The 15,126-nt window shown below is 71.9% G+C and carries 11 protein-coding genes; 6 read left to right on the forward strand and 5 right to left on the reverse strand.

The window, feature by feature from the left end; translation table 11 throughout:
• Nucleotides 1-4: 4 nt before the first annotated feature.
• Genes kdpA through ACH4E8_RS21300 form a run of 3 tightly spaced genes read left to right on the forward strand, consistent with a single transcriptional unit; the run spans nt 5 to nt 4,478 of the window.
• Nucleotides 5-1,693 (forward strand): potassium-transporting ATPase subunit KdpA, encoded by a 1,689-nt coding sequence (gene kdpA, locus ACH4E8_RS21290; RefSeq protein ID WP_398450421.1) that lies wholly within the window; start codon nt 5-7, stop codon nt 1,691-1,693.
• A complete protein-coding gene (kdpB, locus tag ACH4E8_RS21295) occupies nt 1,690-3,795 on the forward strand; it encodes a potassium-transporting ATPase subunit KdpB (RefSeq protein ID WP_398450423.1) in 2,106 nt (701 codons plus the stop codon). Before kdpA ends, kdpB begins: the two co-directional genes overlap by 4 nt.
• Nucleotides 3,796-3,800: 5 nt before the next feature.
• Nucleotides 3,801-4,478: a potassium-transporting ATPase subunit C gene (locus tag ACH4E8_RS21300; protein WP_398450425.1), complete on the forward strand. Its 678-nt coding sequence runs from the start codon at nt 3,801-3,803 to the stop codon at nt 4,476-4,478.
• A 74-nt stretch (nt 4,479-4,552) separates the two neighbouring features.
• Here ACH4E8_RS21300 and ACH4E8_RS21305 read toward each other — a convergent pair whose 3' ends face one another.
• Nucleotides 4,553-4,990, reverse strand: coding sequence for a hypothetical protein (locus ACH4E8_RS21305; RefSeq protein ID WP_398450427.1), 438 nt, complete (start codon nt 4,988-4,990; stop codon nt 4,553-4,555).
• Nucleotides 4,991-5,326: 336 nt separating this feature from the next.
• On the opposite strand from ACH4E8_RS21305, the gene ACH4E8_RS21310 reads away from it, so the two are divergent.
• Both ACH4E8_RS21310 and ACH4E8_RS21315 read left to right on the forward strand, forming a co-directional pair.
• Nucleotides 5,327-7,087 (forward strand): ABC transporter ATP-binding protein, encoded by a 1,761-nt coding sequence (locus ACH4E8_RS21310; protein WP_398450429.1) that lies wholly within the window; start codon nt 5,327-5,329, stop codon nt 7,085-7,087.
• Nucleotides 7,084-8,877 carry an ABC transporter ATP-binding protein gene (locus ACH4E8_RS21315; RefSeq protein WP_398450431.1) on the forward strand — a complete coding sequence of 598 codons (1,794 nt, stop codon included), beginning with the start codon at nt 7,084-7,086 and terminating at the stop codon, nt 8,875-8,877. The genes ACH4E8_RS21310 and ACH4E8_RS21315 overlap by 4 nt, the downstream gene beginning before the upstream one ends.
• A gap of 72 nt (nt 8,878-8,949) precedes the next feature.
• Here ACH4E8_RS21315 and ACH4E8_RS21320 read toward each other — a convergent pair whose 3' ends face one another.
• From ACH4E8_RS21320 to xylB, 4 genes are all read right to left on the reverse strand, one after another.
• A complete protein-coding gene (locus tag ACH4E8_RS21320; protein WP_398450433.1) occupies nt 8,950-10,260 on the reverse strand; it encodes a cation:proton antiporter in 1,311 nt (436 codons plus the stop codon).
• A gap of 3 nt (nt 10,261-10,263) precedes the next feature.
• Nucleotides 10,264-10,734, reverse strand: coding sequence for a cation:proton antiporter regulatory subunit (locus tag ACH4E8_RS21325; protein ID WP_398450435.1), 471 nt, complete (start codon nt 10,732-10,734; stop codon nt 10,264-10,266).
• A gap of 145 nt (nt 10,735-10,879) precedes the next feature.
• A complete protein-coding gene (locus ACH4E8_RS21330) occupies nt 10,880-11,791 on the reverse strand; it encodes a hypothetical protein (protein ID WP_398450437.1) in 912 nt (303 codons plus the stop codon).
• 221 nt (nt 11,792-12,012) lie between these two features.
• Nucleotides 12,013-13,494, reverse strand: coding sequence for a xylulokinase (gene xylB, locus ACH4E8_RS21335; protein WP_398450439.1), 1,482 nt, complete (start codon nt 13,492-13,494; stop codon nt 12,013-12,015).
• A 179-nt stretch (nt 13,495-13,673) separates the two neighbouring features.
• Between xylB and xylA the strand changes: the two genes are divergently transcribed.
• Nucleotides 13,674-14,837 (forward strand): xylose isomerase, encoded by a 1,164-nt coding sequence (gene xylA, locus ACH4E8_RS21340; RefSeq protein WP_398450789.1) that lies wholly within the window; start codon nt 13,674-13,676, stop codon nt 14,835-14,837.
• Nucleotides 14,838-15,126: the final 289 nt, after the last annotated feature.

The following is a 15,126-nucleotide window of genomic DNA, read 5'->3' on the forward strand; positions in this document are numbered from 1 at the left end:
CGATATGAGTCCCGTACTTGCCGGTGTGCTCCAGGTGTTGGCGCTGATCGTGGCGCTCGCCCTGGTCCACCGCCCGCTGGGCGACTACATGGCCCGGGTCTACACCTCCGACAAGCACCTGCGCGGAGAGAAGTGGATCTACAAGGCCATCGGTGCCAACCCGACCACGCAGATGCGCTGGCCCGCCTACCTCAGGGGCGTCCTGGCCTTCTCCGCCGTGTCGGTCCTCTTCCTCTACCTGCTCCAGCGCCTCCAGGGGGCGCTGCCGGGCTCGCTCGGCTTCCAGTCGATCGACCCCGACCAGGCGTTCAACACCGCCGCCTCCTTCGTCTCCAACACCAACTGGCAGTCCTACTACGGCGAACAGGCCATGGGCCACGTCGTGCAGACCGGCGGCCTGGCGGTGCAGAACTTCGTCTCCGCCGCCGTCGGCATGGCCGTGGCCGTCGCCCTGGTGCGCGGCTTCGCCCGCAGCGCCACCGGTGAGCTGGGCAACTTCTGGGCCGACCTGGTGCGCGGCGTCGTGCGCATCCTGCTGCCGATAGCGGTGATCGGCGCGATCCTGCTGGTGTCCATGGGCGCCATCCAGAACTTCGCCGGCATCCACGAGGTCGGCCAGTTCATGGGCGGCAGCCAGGAGTGGAACGGCGGCGCGGTCGCCTCCCAGGAGGTCATCAAGGAGCTGGGCACCAACGGCGGCGGCTACTTCAACGCCAACTCCGCCCACCCCTTCGAGAACCCGAACCCGCTCTCCAACCTGCTGGAGATCTTCCTCATCCTGGTGATCCCGCTGTCGATCACCCGCACCTTCGGCCGGATGGTCGGCAACGTCAAGCAGGGCTACGCCATCCTCGGCACGATGCTGCTGATCTGGATCGGCTTCGTCGCCCTGATGATGTGGACCGAGTTCGCCCACCCGGGCGCGGCCTTCCAGGACGCCGGCGGCGCCTTCGAGGGCAAGGAGGTCCGGTTCGGGATCGGCGGTTCGTCGATCTTCGCGGTCTCCACCACCCTCACCTCCACCGGCGCGGTCAACAGCTTCATGTCGTCCTTCACCGGCTACGGCGGCGGCATCGCGATGCTCGGCATGCAACTGGGCGAGATCGCCCCCGGCGGCGTCGGCTCCGGCCTCTACGGCATGCTGATCATGGCGATCATCGCGGTGTTCATCGCCGGGCTCATGGTCGGTCGCACGCCCGAGTACCTCGGCAAGAAGATCGGCACCCGCGAGATCAAGTTCGCGGCCTGCTACATCCTGATCACGCCCACGCTGGTGCTCGGCTTCACCGCGCTCGCGATCGCGCTGCCGACCCCGCCGGAGTCCATGACCAACACCGCGGAGATGGCCGTCGGCGGCTCAGGGGCCCACGGCTTCTCCGAGATCCTCTACGCCTACACCTCCGGCGCCAACAACAACGGCTCCGCCTTCGCCGGCCTGAACGCCGACACCGAGTGGTTCAACACCACCATCGGACTCGCGATGCTGCTGGGCCGCTTCCTGCCGATGGTGTTCGTCCTCGCGCTCGCCGGCTCGCTTGCCGAGCAGAAGCCGGTCCCCGCCACCGCGGGCACCCTGCGCACCGAAAAACCGCTGTTCACCGGCTTGCTCGTGGGCACCATCCTGATCATTACCGGACTCACCTACTTCCCGGCGCTGGCGCTGGGTCCGCTCGCCGAAGGGCTCGCGTCATGAGCACGATCACTCCGACCCGAGCGCCCCACTCGGACGTGCCCACCGGGCACAAGCCGGACGGGGGGCGCGTCGGCGGGGGTCTGTTCGACCCCAAGCAACTCCTGAAGTCCCTCCCCGACGCACTGCGCAAGCTCGACCCGCGGGTGATGGTCAAGTCACCCGTGATGTTCGTGGTGCTCGTCGGCTCCGTCGTGACGACCGCCCTCGCGCTGAGCGACCCGAGCGACTGGTTCGGCTGGGCGATCACGGCCTGGCTGTGGCTCACCGTCGTCTTCGCCAACCTCGCCGAAGCCGTCGCCGAGGGCCGCGGCAAGGCGCAGGCCGACACCCTGCGCAAGGCCAAGACCGACACCGTCGCCCGCCGGCTGGCCGGGGGGCGCGAAGAGAGCGTCCCCGGCACCGAACTGCGCATCGGCGACCTGGTCGTCTGCGAGGCCGGCGACGTCATCCCCGGCGACGGCGACGTCGTCGAAGGCGTCGCCTCCGTCGACGAGTCCGCCATCACCGGCGAGTCCGCACCCGTCATCCGGGAGTCCGGCGGCGACCGCAGTGCGGTCACCGGCGGCACCAAGGTGCTCTCCGACCGCATCGTCATCAAGATCACCACCAAGCCCGGCGAGACCTTCATCGACCGGATGATCGGCCTGGTCGAGGGCGCCGCCCGGCAGAAGACGCCGAACGAGATCGCGCTCAACATCCTGCTCGCCTCGCTCACCATCGTCTTCCTGCTGGCCGTCGTCACCCTCAAGCCGTTCGCGGTCTACGCCGGCGCCGACGACCAGACGTCCCTGATCGTGCTTGCCGCCCTGCTGGTCTGTCTGATCCCGACCACCATCGGCGCGCTGCTCTCCGCCATCGGCATCGCCGGCATGGACCGGCTGGTGCAGCGCAACGTGCTCGCCATGTCCGGCCGCGCGGTGGAGGCCGCCGGCGACGTGTCCACCCTGCTGCTGGACAAGACCGGCACCATCACGCTCGGCAACCGGCAGGCCGCGGAGTTCGTGGCCGTGCGCGGCTGCACCGCCGCCGAACTCGCCGACGCCGCCCAGCTCTCGTCCCTGGCGGACGAGACCCCCGAGGGCCGCTCCATCGTCGTCCTCGCCAAGGAGAAGTACGGGCTGCGCGAGCGCCACCAGGGCGAACTCCAGCACGCCGAGTGGATCCCCTTCACCGCCCAGACCCGGATGTCCGGCGTCGACGTCGACGGCCGCAAGGTCCGCAAGGGCGCCACCGGCGCCGTACTGGCCTGGGTGCGCGAGCAGGGCGGCGAGGCCGGCCCCGACGCCGAAGCGCTCACCGAGGAGATCTCCACCGCCGGCGGCACCCCGCTGCTCGTCGCGGTCGAGGACAACGAAGGCGCCCGGGTGCTCGGCGTCATCCACCTCAAGGACGTCGTCAAGGAGGGCATGCGGGACCGCTTCGAGGAGCTGCGTCGGATGGGCATCCGCACGGTGATGATCACCGGCGACAACCCGCTGACGGCGCGCGCCATCGCCGAGGAGGCCGGCGTCGACGACTTCCTCGCGGAGGCCACGCCCGAGGACAAGATGGCGCTCATCAAGCGGGAGCAGGCGGGCGGCAAGCTGGTCGCGATGACCGGCGACGGCACCAACGACGCACCCGCCCTCGCCCAGGCCGACGTGGGCGTGGCGATGAACACCGGCACCTCCGCCGCCAAGGAGGCCGGGAACATGGTCGACCTCGACTCCAACCCGACGAAGCTCATCGAGATCGTCGAGATCGGCAAGCAGCTCCTGATCACCCGGGGCGCCCTGACCACCTTCTCCATCGCCAACGACGTGGCGAAGTACTTCGCCATCATCCCGGCGATCTTCACCGCCGCCTACCCCGGCCTGGACACGCTCAACGTCATGCGGCTGTCCTCGCCGGAGTCCGCGATCCTGTCCGCGGTCGTCTTCAACGCGCTGATCATCATCGCCCTGGTGCCGCTCGCCCTGCGTGGCGTGCGCTACCGCCCGAGCAGCGCGGACAAGATGCTCCGCCGCAACCTGACCGTCTACGGATTCGGCGGCCTCGTCGCCCCGTTCATCGGCATCAAGCTCCTCGACCTGATCATCTCCGCACTCCCTGGCATCGGGTGACCTCCATGAACACCTCCGTACGCAATACGGGACGGCTCATCGCGGCGGGCCTGCGGGCCCTGCTCGTCCTCACCGTCGTCTGCGGCGTCCTCTACCCGCTCGCCGTGACCGGGGTCGCCCAGGCGCTCTTCAACGACAAGGCCAACGGCTCGGAGATCACCTCGAACGGAGAGGTCGTCGGCTCCTCCCTCATCGGCCAGAAGTACAACCTGCCGAAGAAGAACCCCGACGACCCGAACGAGGCCGACCGCCCCGACCTGCGGTGGTTCCAGCCGCGGCCCGCCAACGGCCTCGGCAGCAACACGGTCAACACCCAGTACTCGCTGATCCTGTCCGGCGCCACCAACCGCGCCGGCGACAACAAGCAGTTGATCGAGTGGGTGAAGACGGCCAAGGCGGCGGTGATCGCCGACAACACCGCGGCCGGTTGGCAGCCGAAGGCCGCCGACGTCCCGCCGGACGCGGTGACCTCCTCCGGCTCGGGGCTCGACCCGCACATCTCGCCCGAGTACGCCGAACTCCAGGTCCGCCGCGTCGCCGAGCGGAACAAGCTCGACGTCGACCGGGTGGCGAAGCTGGTCGACGACCACACCAGCGACCGGATCCTCGGGTTCATCGGGGAACCCCGGGTCAACGTGCTCGAACTGAACGTCGCCCTGAAGGAGTTGACGCAGAAGGGCTGAGCGCTCGACGCAGTGAATTGCAGGGGGCGTGCCCGGCAGCGACCGGACACGCCCCCTTGCCGTCGCCGGGGCCCCTACTGGTTGATGATCCTCTTCATGGGGCCGCAGGAGCCTTCGAGGATCCGCTTGGTGGCGTAGTCGCCGAGGCAGGACGCCCAGTCGACGTAGTACCCGTCCGGGAGGTTCTTGTTCTTCCAGCGAGTGGTTCCGGCGCCGTCCTTGTTCCAGACGTTCCCGCCGCGCATGATGCTGCCGTTGGCGTCCTTGGCCCGCCACAGGGCGACGGCGGAGTAGCCGTCCTTGGCGCGGTCCTTGGCCGAGAACCAGTCGCCGAACATGTGGAAACACGCCTGCGAGCCGCTGGTGGCGGGTGCACAGTCCTCAAGGTTGTCCGGGCCGGAGGTCGCGGTGGCGAGGTCGTTCTCGGTGGGCCAGGCGCTGGCCTGGGTGATGGTCAGCAGCGTGGCGGCAGCGGCCACGCCGATGACGGTGGCGAAGCGGGACTTGCGCATTTCTCGTCGGCTCCTCGCGTCAGGTCTGCACTCAACAGGCTGTTGAGGTGGGCATGACGGTAGATCAAGCGTTCGGTATCGACGCCCCGGCCCGTCGGGAATCTTCACGGCCCGGTGCGGGACCTTCACGTCCCCGCTTTCCCCGGCGCTTGCCCCGGGCCGGCCATCACGCGGTGATGCCGCAACCGGAAGCGGTGCCCACGCCAACGCCCCGATTTCCGGATGATCCGCGCCCGCGACATCCCTGGGTCGTGTCCGACAAATCCCGCCTGGGCCGCGGCGTCCGCCCCGATGGCGGACGCCGCTATTTGTCAGACACGACCTACTCTGTGGCGCATGCAGCTTCAGTCGCACGGCACGGAACCGGGCACCCCGGACCTGCGTGGCCCCGGGCGGTACCTCGTGTGGTTGGCGACCAGTCAGAAGCGGCGCGTCGCCGCCGGCGCGGTACTCGGCAGCGCCTGGATGGTCGGCCTCACCCTCATGCCGTACCTGCTCTCCCGGGCCGTCGACGACGGGCTGAAGGGCGACGACCGGTCCGACGTCGTGCTGTGGGCCGGCGTGCTCGTCGCGGTCGGCGTCGCCAACGCGCTCGTCGGCGCACTGCGGCACCGCACCATGACGAAGGTCCGCATGGACGCGGCCTTCCGCACCGTGCGCGTCGTGGTCCGCCACTCCGCCCGACTGGGCGCCGCCCTCCAACGCCGCGTCAGCGCCGGCGAGGTGGTCACCATCGGCTTCGCCGACGCCGCGGCCATGGCCAACGCGCTCACCTTCACCGGCCCCGGCGTCGGCGCGGCCCTCGCCTTCGTCATCGTGGCCGTCCTGCTCTTCGCCGTGGACCCGCTGCTCGCCGCGGTGGTCCTGCTCGGCGCCCCCCTGATCGCGCTCCTCGTCGGCCCGCTCCTCGGCCGGCTCCAGGGCGCGGAGACCGCGTACCGCCATCACCAGGGCAAGCTGGCCGCCCGCTTCGGCGACATCGTCGGCGGGCTGCACGTACTGCACGGCATCGGCGGCAAGCAGACGTACGCCGAGCGCTACCGGCGCGAGTCGCAGGCACTGCGACGGGAAGGCCACCGGGTCGGCGCCGTCACGAGTTGGATCGAGGCCCTGAGCATCGGGCTGCCCGCGCTCTTCCTCGCCGCGGTGACCTGGCTCGCGGCGCGGATGGCAGCGCAGGGCGACATCACCGTCGGCGAACTCATCGCCGTGTACGGGTACGCGGCCGTCCTCGTCGTCCCCGTCGCCTTCCTCATCGAGGGCGGCGACGACATCAGCCGCGGCCTGGTCGCGGCCCGCCGAGTGCTGCGCTTCCTGGAGTTGGAGCCCGACACGGCGGACGGGCGCCCGGAGGGCGGGACCGACGCCGGCAGCGGGGACGGGACCGGGCCCGCGGCCCCCGCCGTGCTGCACGACCCCGAGTCCGGCGTCACCGTCCGGGCCGGTCGACTCACCGCCCTCGTCTCCGACCGGCCCGCCGACTGCGCGCTGGTGGTCGACCGGCTCGGCCGCTTCACCCCGTCCGACGCCACCTGGGGCGGCGTCCGGCTCGACGAGATCCCCCTCGACCGGGTGCGCAGCCGCATCCTCGTCGCCGACAACGAAGCCGCCCTCTTCACCGGACCGCTGCGCACCCTCCTCGCCGGACGGCACGAGCGCACCGCGGACGACCTGGCCCGCGCCCTGCACACCGCGGTCGCCGAAGACGTGGCCCGCGGGCTGCCGCAGGGTTTGGACTCCCTCGTCGAACCGCGCGGCCGCAACCTGTCCGGCGGCCAGCGCCAGCGCGTACGCCTCGCCCGGGCGCTGCTGGCCGAGCCCGAGACGCTGCTCGCGGTCGATCCGACGTCGGCGCTGGACGCCCACACCGAAGCGACCGTCGCCGAGCGGCTGCGCGCCGCCAGGGCCGGCCGCACCACGCTGGTCACCACCACGTCCCCGCTGGTGCTGGACCGGGCCGACACCGTCCACTACCTGGTCGACGGGCGGGTGGTGGCCACCGGCAGCCACCGCGAACTCCTCGACGACGAGTGCGGATACCGACACCTGGTCTCCCGCGGCATCGAGGAGCCCGAGCCGACGGAGGCCGCGCGGTGATCCCGAACGAGCCGGAGGAGCCCGCTGCCGGCGGCGCGCGGACCCACGGCCGTGCGCTGCCGATCGCCTCGCCCGCCCAGGTCGGCCGGGCCGCCCTGCGCCTGGTCCGGCTCGCCCCCGGACCCTTCACGGCGATGATGGTGCTCAACGCGCTCGCCGCCGGCGCCGGCCTCGTCAGCCCCTGGCTGCTCGGCGACATCGTCGACGAGGTCACCGCCGGCACCTCGGTCGCCACCGTGGACCGGCTCGCCCTCGCCATCCTCGGCTTCGCCCTCGCCCAACTCCTGCTGGCCCGCTGGGCCCGCCACATCGGCCACCGCTTCGGCGAGCGGGCCCTCGCGCACGTACGGGAGGAGTTCACCGACCGCGCCCTGAACACCCCCGCGTCCGTCGTGGAACGCGCCGGCACCGGAGACCTGACCACCCGCGGCACCACCGACGTGGCCGCCCTCGGCGTCACCCTGCGCGACGCCGCGCCCGACGTGTTCGTCAACGGCGTCCAGGCGCTCTTCATCATCGGCGCGCTGGTCGTCCTCGACCCGCTCCTCGGCCTCTTCGGGCTGCTCGTCCTCATCGGCTGCTGGCTCGTCGTCCGCTGGTACCTGCGGCACGCGCTCGGCGGCTACCTCGCCGAAGGGGAAGCCAACTCCCACCTCGCGGAACAACTCGCCGCCACCGCCACCGGCGCCCGGACCGTGGAGGCCCTGCGCCTACAGCGCCAGCGCGTCGACGCCGCGCAGGACGCCGTCGACGCTTGCGTGCGCACCCGGCTGCGGACGCTCTTCCTGCGCTCCGTGCTGTACCCGGGCTTGGACGTCGCGCAGGTCGTACCGCTCGCCGGGGTGCTCCTGGTGGGCGCCGTCCTGATCGACCGGGGCACGGTCACCCTGGGCGCCGTGGTGGCCGCCGCGCTCTACCTGCGCCAACTCGCCCAACCCCTGGAAGCCGTGCTCGACCGGGTCGAAGAACTCCAGAGCAGCGGCGCTTCCTTCGCCCGCGTCGAAGGGCTCGGGCTCGTCGACCGCACGGACCTGGCCGCGTCGCCGACCCCCGACGGCGACCGCATCGAGGTCACCGGAGCCCGCTTCGCCTACGAAGGCGGCGGGGACGTGCTGCGCGGGGTCGACCTCACGGTCCGCCCCGGCGAACACCTGGCCGTCGTCGGCCCGTCCGGCGCCGGCAAGACCACCCTCGGCCGGCTGCTGGCCGGCCTGGACGCCCCGCACGCCGGCACGGTGAGCGTCGGCGGCGTGCCCGTCGCCGACCTCGACCCCGTACAGCTACGCCGCCACATCGTCCTCGTCACCCAGGAGCACCACGTCTTCATCGGCACCGTCCGGGACAACGTGCAGATCGCCGCGCCGGCCGCCACCGACGACGAACTGACTGCGGCCCTCGTCGCCGTCGGTGCGCAGTGGGCGTTGGAACTGCCCGGCGGCCTCGACGCCGAACTCGGCGCCGGCGGTCACCCCACCGACGGTGCGCAGGCGCAACAGCTCGCCCTGGCGCGCGTGGTGCTGGCCAACCCGCACACCCTGGTGCTGGACGAGGCGACCGCGCTCCTCGACCCGAGGACCGCGCGGCACGCGGAGCGCGCCCTCGCCGCCGTACTCAAGGGCCGTACGGTCATCGCCGTCGCCCACCGCCTCCAGACCGCGCACGACGCCGACCGGGTCGCGGTGATGGAGGACGGCCGCCTCACCGAACTCGGCACCCACGACGAACTGGTCGCGGCAGGCGGGGCGTACGCGGCGCTCTGGGACTCCTGGCACGGCGGCACCCCGCGCTGAGCCCGCACGGAATCGGGCCGCCCCGCGCAACGTGTGCGGGGCGGCCCGGTCGGGTCGGGAGCGCAGCGGGAGTTACGCCGGTTCCCCCTGGGCGGTCGGCGTACGGTCGTGGGCGTCGCCCTCGGCGGGCTCGCCGGCGTCGTCGGCCTCGCCTGCCTTGTCGAGCTGAACCGGCTGCTCAGCGCCGTCGGGACGCTCGCAGCTCGCGTCGTCACCCGCGTGCTGCGGCCTGCGCGCCTCGTACAGCCGCGCCAGGCACGGTTCGGTCCAGCGCGCCGCGAGCGGCCCGAGGATCACCAGGATCAGGACGTACGCCGTGGCGATCGGACCGATCCGCGGTTCCGACGCCACCGCGAGACCCGCGATCACGATGGAGAACTCACCGCGCGCGACCAGTGCACCGCCGGCGCGCAGCCGCCCGCGCGGCCCGATGCCGGCCCGGCCCGCCGCGTACCAACCCGTCGCGATCTTCGTGGCCGTGGTGACCAGTGCGAGCAGCAGCGCCGGCAGCAGCACCGGCGGGATGTCGGACGGATTCGTCGACAGCCCGAAGAAGACGAAGAACACCGCGGCGAACAGGTCCCGCAGCGGGGTCAGCAGCTTGCGCGCGCCCTCCGCGACCTCCCCGGACAGCGCGATGCCCACCAGGAAGGCGCCGACCGCCGCCGACACCTGCAACTCCTGCGCGACGCCCGCGACCAGCAGCGTCAGCCCCAGCACCACCAGCAGCAGCATCTCCGGGTTGTCCGAGGAGACCGCCCGGCTGATGAGCCGGCCGTGCCGCAGCGCCAGGTAGAGCACGATGCCCACGGTGCCCAGCGCGATCATCAGCGTGATGCTGCCGCCGGCGAGCCCGACGCCCGCCAACAGGGCCGTGAGCAGCGGCAGGTACACCGCCATCGCCAGGTCTTCCATGACCAGGATGCCGAGGATCACCGGGGTCTCCCGGTTGCCCAGCCGCCCCAGGTCCGTCAGCACCTTCGCGATCACGCCGGACGACGAGATCCAGGTGACGCCGGCCAGTGCGACCGCGGCCACCGGGCCCCAGCCGAGCAGCAGCGCGGCCGCAGCCCCCGGCAGGGCGTTGAGCACGAAGTCCACCGCGCCCGACGGGTACTGCGTCTTGAGGCTGCCGACCAGTTCGGAAGCGCTGTACTCCAGGCCGAGCAGGAGCAGCAGCAGGATGACGCCGATCTCCGCGCCGACGGCGATGAAGTCCTCACTGGCGCTGAGCGGCAGCAGTCCGCCCGCCCCGAACGCCAGGCCCACCAACAGGTAGAGCGGAATGGGGGAGAGCCCGATGCGGCCCGCGAAGCGGCCTATCAGCCCCAGCCCGAGGATGATCGCCCCGAGCTCGATGAGCAGGGTGGTGGTCTCGTGCACTGATCAGCCTTCCGCAACGATCTCGGCGAGCGCGTCCACGCCCTCACGGGTGCCGACGGCGACGAGCGTGTCCCCGAGGGCGAAGCGGAAGTCCGGCCCCGGCGAGGGGTGCGCGCCGGTGCGCCGCAGCACGGCGACGATCGAGGCGCCGGTCCGGCTGCGCGCCTGGGTGTCGCCGAGCAGCCGCCCCGCGTAGGGGGAGCGGCTGCCGATCTGGATGTGCTCGGTGACGAGGTCGATGCCGTCGGTCCGCACGGCGTCGATCGGCGCCGGGTCGATCAGGTGCGCCAGCGCGGTGGCCTCGTCCGACGACAGCGGCACCTCCAACTGACAGGCGTCGGGATCGTCCGACTTGTAGAAGCCGAGGAAGCGGCGGCCGTCGTGGTGCACCACGACGGAGATGTGCCTCCCCGCCTCGGTCGTGAAGTCGTACTGCGTACCGACTCCCGGCAATGAGGTCCGACGGGTGCCCATGGTCGCCTCCCGGCGCGTGCCTGACCCGCCCACGACGCGGGTGCGGGTGAGCAAGCGATATCTGTGTTCGACGAACGCATATAGTACGGGGGCGTTCTGAGGGGGCGGTTCCGCTCCGGTGGCGTCCGTCGACGGCGGAGGGCCCTCAGCGGTCGTCCGTGATCTTCACCGCGTTGCCGTTCTCGATGACGACCTCGGCGGACACCCCGCCGTTCTTGGCGACGGCCTCCAACTGGGCTTCGGTGCACAGGGTTGCGGACTGGCCCTGCTCGTCGCCGCAGATGTCGCCGGCACCCCAGATCTTGGTGTCCACGGCCAGGTAGAACAGCTGGCTCTCGTTCTTCGCGCCGCTGATGGCGTACTTGCCCGGTGCGACGAAGGTCACGTTGCCGAACCAGGTTCCGTTGACGCCCCCGCCCGTGTTGCCGCCGCCGTTGCCGCCGTTGCCGCCGTTGCCGCCGTTCGCGCTGCCGTCCGTACCGCCGTTCGTCCCGGGGGTGCCGCTCGAACCCTTCCCCTTGTCCGTGCCCTTGTTCCCGCCGGTGGCCTTGTCCGTGCCCTTGTCCTGGCCGGGCGCCGTCGGGGCGTCGCCGCCGTCGCCTTCGGACGGGCCCCCGCCGGCCTTGGGGCGCTCGGTGACCTTGACGGCGATGCCGTCCTTCATCACCACGTCGGCGGTGAGGGAGCCCTTCTTGACGGCCTTCTCCAAGTCCTCCACGGTGCAGTCGTTCGTCGCCCGGGCGTTGTACGCGCCGCAGATGGCGCCGGCGCCGAGCACCTCGGTCTCGGCGGCGACCAGGAACTGCTGGTCCTTCCCGTCGGCCGTGACGACGTGCTTGCCCGGTGCCAAATAGCTGATCGTCCCGCCCGCGAACGTCCCGCTGACCCCGTCGGCCTTCGCCGCGTCGCCCTCCGTCTGCGCCGCCGACTTGTCCGAGCCCTTGGCCCCCGCGCCGTCCTTCGTGTCGGATCCGCAGGCGGACAACAGCATGGTGCCGGCGAGGAAGGCGCTGGCCACGGCGGCCTTGGTGCGGAGGGCGGAGTACGCGGACGGCATGGAGGGATCCCCGAATCGTGTGTGTGGGCCGCTCGGTCGGTGCGGCGCGGCTCGTCAGTTCGCGGATTCACTCTGACTCGAAGCGACGGCCCCGGAAAAGGGGTGTCGTCAGGACCGTACCTGGCTGTTACAGGAAGCAGACATGTCAACGACTCTCCTCGGATCGCTGCAACGGGCCAGGTGGGGAGCGGTTGGGGACACGGACGCCGTCCGAGGCCGTGTCAGACCAAGGGCCCGTCCACGCAGCGGTCCAGGACCGAGTTGACGCGCTGCCAGGTCTCGGTGTCGCGTTCCACCGCGGGCCACTCGGTCGTCCGTCCCGTCCTCGCCTGCCAGCCGGTGGCGACGGCCACCGGGTCCTCGCCCGTCGCGGCAGCAGCGGCGAGCGCCGCAGCGCCCAGCGCGGTGAGGTCCGTCGCCTCGGGCACCAGCAGCGGACGGCCCGACAGTCGACGGACCGTCTCCACCCAGTAGCGGCCCCGGGCGCCGCCCCCGACCAGGCGCAAGGGACGCTCGGCCACGGACGGGTCCGCCGGGTCGAGTCCGCTGGCCCGCAGCACCTCGTCGAGCGCGCGCAGCACCGACACCGTGGCGCCCTCGTACGCCGCGCCCAGCACCTGCTGACGGCTCGTGGTGTGGCGCAGCCCGGTGAGGAGTCCGGCGGCGTGCGGCAGGTTCGGCGTCCGCTCGCCGTCGAGGTACGGCAACAGGACCAGCTCCCCGCCCGCCTCCGCGGTGTCGCGGCTCAGCCCGAGCAGGGCGGCGACCTTGTCCACCGCCAGGGTGCAGTTCAAGGTGCAGGCCAGCGGGAGGAACGTGCCGTCCGTCGCCGCGAAGGAGTTGATCGCGGGGGAGTCGGGCCGGGTGCGGGTCGCGGCGAAGACCGTGCCGGAGGTGCCCAGGCTGAGCACCGGGTGGTCCAGCACGCCGGCCGCACCGAGCCCCAGGCCCACCGCCGTGGCCATGTTGTCACCGGTGCCCGCGGCGACCGCGATGCCCGCGACCAGGCCCAGGTGCTCGGCCGCCGCTTCGGTGAGGTTGCCGACGCGGCTGCCGCCGCCGGGCGCGACCTCGGGCAGCAGGGCGGCGTCGAGGGCCACGAGGTCGAGGACTTCGGAGTCGTACGCACCGGTCGCCGTCGAGTACCAGCAGGTGCCCGATGCGTCGCCGGGGTCGGTGGCGGCGACGCCGGCGAGCCGTTCGGTGAGGAAGTCGTGGGGCAGGCGCACCGCGGCGGTCCGCTCGGCCGCCCGGGGCTCGTGCTCGCGCAGCCAGCGCCACTTGGCGGCGGTGACGGCGGCGACCGGCACGGAGCCGGTGCGCGCGGTCCACCCGGTCGGCCCGCCGAGGGCGTCGGCGAGGGCGGCGGCCTGCGGGGCGGAGCGGGTGTCGTTCCACAGCAGCGCCGGACGCACCGGTCGGCCCGCCGCGTCCAAGGTCACCAGACCGTGCTGCTGCCCGGCGACCGCGATGCCCGTCACCGCGGACGCGGGGAGCCCGCACTCCTTGAGCCCGGTCGCCACCGCCTCCCGCAGCGACTGCCACCACTCCTCGGGGTCGCTCTCGCGTGCGCCCCGCTCGCCGGTCACCTCGTTCGGCGCGCGGCCGACGGCGAGCGTCCGGCCGGTGGCGGCGTCGACGAACGCCGCCTTGGTGGACTGCGTCGAGCTGTCCACGCCGATGACGACAGCCTGAGCCGGCATCGCTCCACCTCTCTGATCCATTTGGGCTGGCGGCGAACAAATTACGCCAACCCGTTCTGGAACAACAGATGTTGTGGGTCTTCTGTGAACCAGGTGCGGTGTGCATCATTTATCAAGGCAGCAAACAAATCCCCATGGACCACGGACGATGGACACGGATGACGAAGGCGGGCAGCGAAGTGGACGTCACCCCCACCCCCGACGACAAGTTCAGCTTCGGCCTGTGGACGGTCGGCTGGCAGGGCAGGGATCCCTTCGGGGACGCGACCCGGCCGCCCCTCGACCCGGTCGACGCCGTGCACCGCCTCGCCGACCTCGGCGCGTACGGCGTCACCTTCCACGACGACGACCTGATCCCCTTCGGCGCGGCCGACGCCGAACGCGCCCGCTGCGTCCGACGGTTCCGCGCCGCGCTGGACGCCACCGGGCTCGTGGTGCCGATGGCCACGACGAACCTCTTCACCCACCCCGTCTTCAAGGACGGCGCCTTCACGGCCAACGACCGGGACGTGCGCCGCTACGCCCTGCGCAAGACGATCCGCAACATCGACCTCGCGGTGGCACTGGGCGCCCGGACGTACGTGGCCTGGGGCGGGCGCGAGGGCGCCGAGTCGGGCGCCGCCAAGGACGTCCGCGTCGCGCTCGACCGGATGAAGGAGGCGTTCGACCTGCTCGGCGCGTACGTCACCGAGCAGGGCTACGACCTGCGCTTCGCCATCGAACCCAAGCCCAACGAGCCCCGCGGTGACATCCTCCTGCCCACCGTCGGTCACGCCCTCGCCTTCATCGAGCGGCTGGAGCGGCCCGGGCTGTACGGGGTGAACCCGGAGGTGGGCCACGAGCAGATGGCCGGGCTGAACTTCCCGCACGGCATCGCCCAGGCCCTGTGGGCGGACAAGCTCTTCCACATCGACCTCAACGGCCAGAGCGGCATCAAGTACGACCAGGACCTGCGGTTCGGCGCGGGCGACCTGCGCTCCGCGTTCTGGCTGGTCGACCTGTTGGAGACGGCCGGCTACACCGGGCCCCGGCACTTCGACTTCAAGCCGCCGCGGACCGAGGACGCCGACGGCGTGTGGGCGTCGGCCGCGGGCTGCATGCGCAACTACCTCGTCCTCAAGGCCCGCGCCACCGCCTTCCGCGGCGACCCCCGGGTGAAGGAGGCGCTGCGCGCGGCCCGCCTGGACGAACTGGCCCGCCCCACCGCCGACGACGGGCTCGCCGCCCTGCTGGCCGACCCCACGGCGTACGAGACCTTCGACGCCGACGCGGCGGCGGCGCGCGGCATGGCCTTCGAAGAACTGGACCAACTGGCCCTGGACCACCTGCTCGGCACGGCCTGAGCCCGACGGCCCGCCCCGAGCCCCGGAACGTTTCGTGCGCTTCATCGTGCGGGTGGACGTGGCCGCCGTTTCCCCGCGGGAGCATCGGTCTCCACCGGCCGGTGGTGGGTCGTTCGCGCAGTTCCTCCCCCTGTGCCCTGCGGGCACGGGGGCACCCCCACCCACGCCCAGAGGGCTGGGGGGTTTTAGGGGCGCGGGGAACTGCGCGACAAGCCCACCACCGGGCCGCGAAGACCAACGTTCCGCAGGGAAACGGCGCCCACGTCCACCCGCACAAACATGCGCACCG

It is taken from the genome of Streptomyces sp. NPDC017979 (assembly GCF_044328175.1).
Lineage (GTDB): Bacteria > Actinomycetota > Actinomycetes > Streptomycetales > Streptomycetaceae > Streptomyces.

What these genes read in the sequence shown, in the direction of transcription:
- kdpA (WP_398450421.1), top strand. Translation starts at nt 5, where the DNA reads ATGAGTCCCGTACTTGCCGGTGTGCTCCAGGTGTTGGCGCTGATCGTG.
- kdpB (WP_398450423.1), top strand. Translation starts at nt 1,690, where the DNA reads ATGAGCACGATCACTCCGACCCGAGCGCCCCACTCGGACGTGCCCACC.
- ACH4E8_RS21300 (WP_398450425.1), top strand. Translation starts at nt 3,801, where the DNA reads ATGAACACCTCCGTACGCAATACGGGACGGCTCATCGCGGCGGGCCTG.
- ACH4E8_RS21305 (WP_398450427.1), bottom strand. Translation starts at nt 4,990, where the DNA reads ATGCGCAAGTCCCGCTTCGCCACCGTCATCGGCGTGGCCGCTGCCGCC.
- ACH4E8_RS21310 (WP_398450429.1), top strand. Translation starts at nt 5,327, where the DNA reads ATGCAGCTTCAGTCGCACGGCACGGAACCGGGCACCCCGGACCTGCGT.
- ACH4E8_RS21325 (WP_398450435.1), bottom strand. Translation starts at nt 10,734, where the DNA reads ATGGGCACCCGTCGGACCTCATTGCCGGGAGTCGGTACGCAGTACGAC.
- ACH4E8_RS21330 (WP_398450437.1), bottom strand. Translation starts at nt 11,791, where the DNA reads ATGCCGTCCGCGTACTCCGCCCTCCGCACCAAGGCCGCCGTGGCCAGC.
- xylB (WP_398450439.1), bottom strand. Translation starts at nt 13,494, where the DNA reads ATGCCGGCTCAGGCTGTCGTCATCGGCGTGGACAGCTCGACGCAGTCC.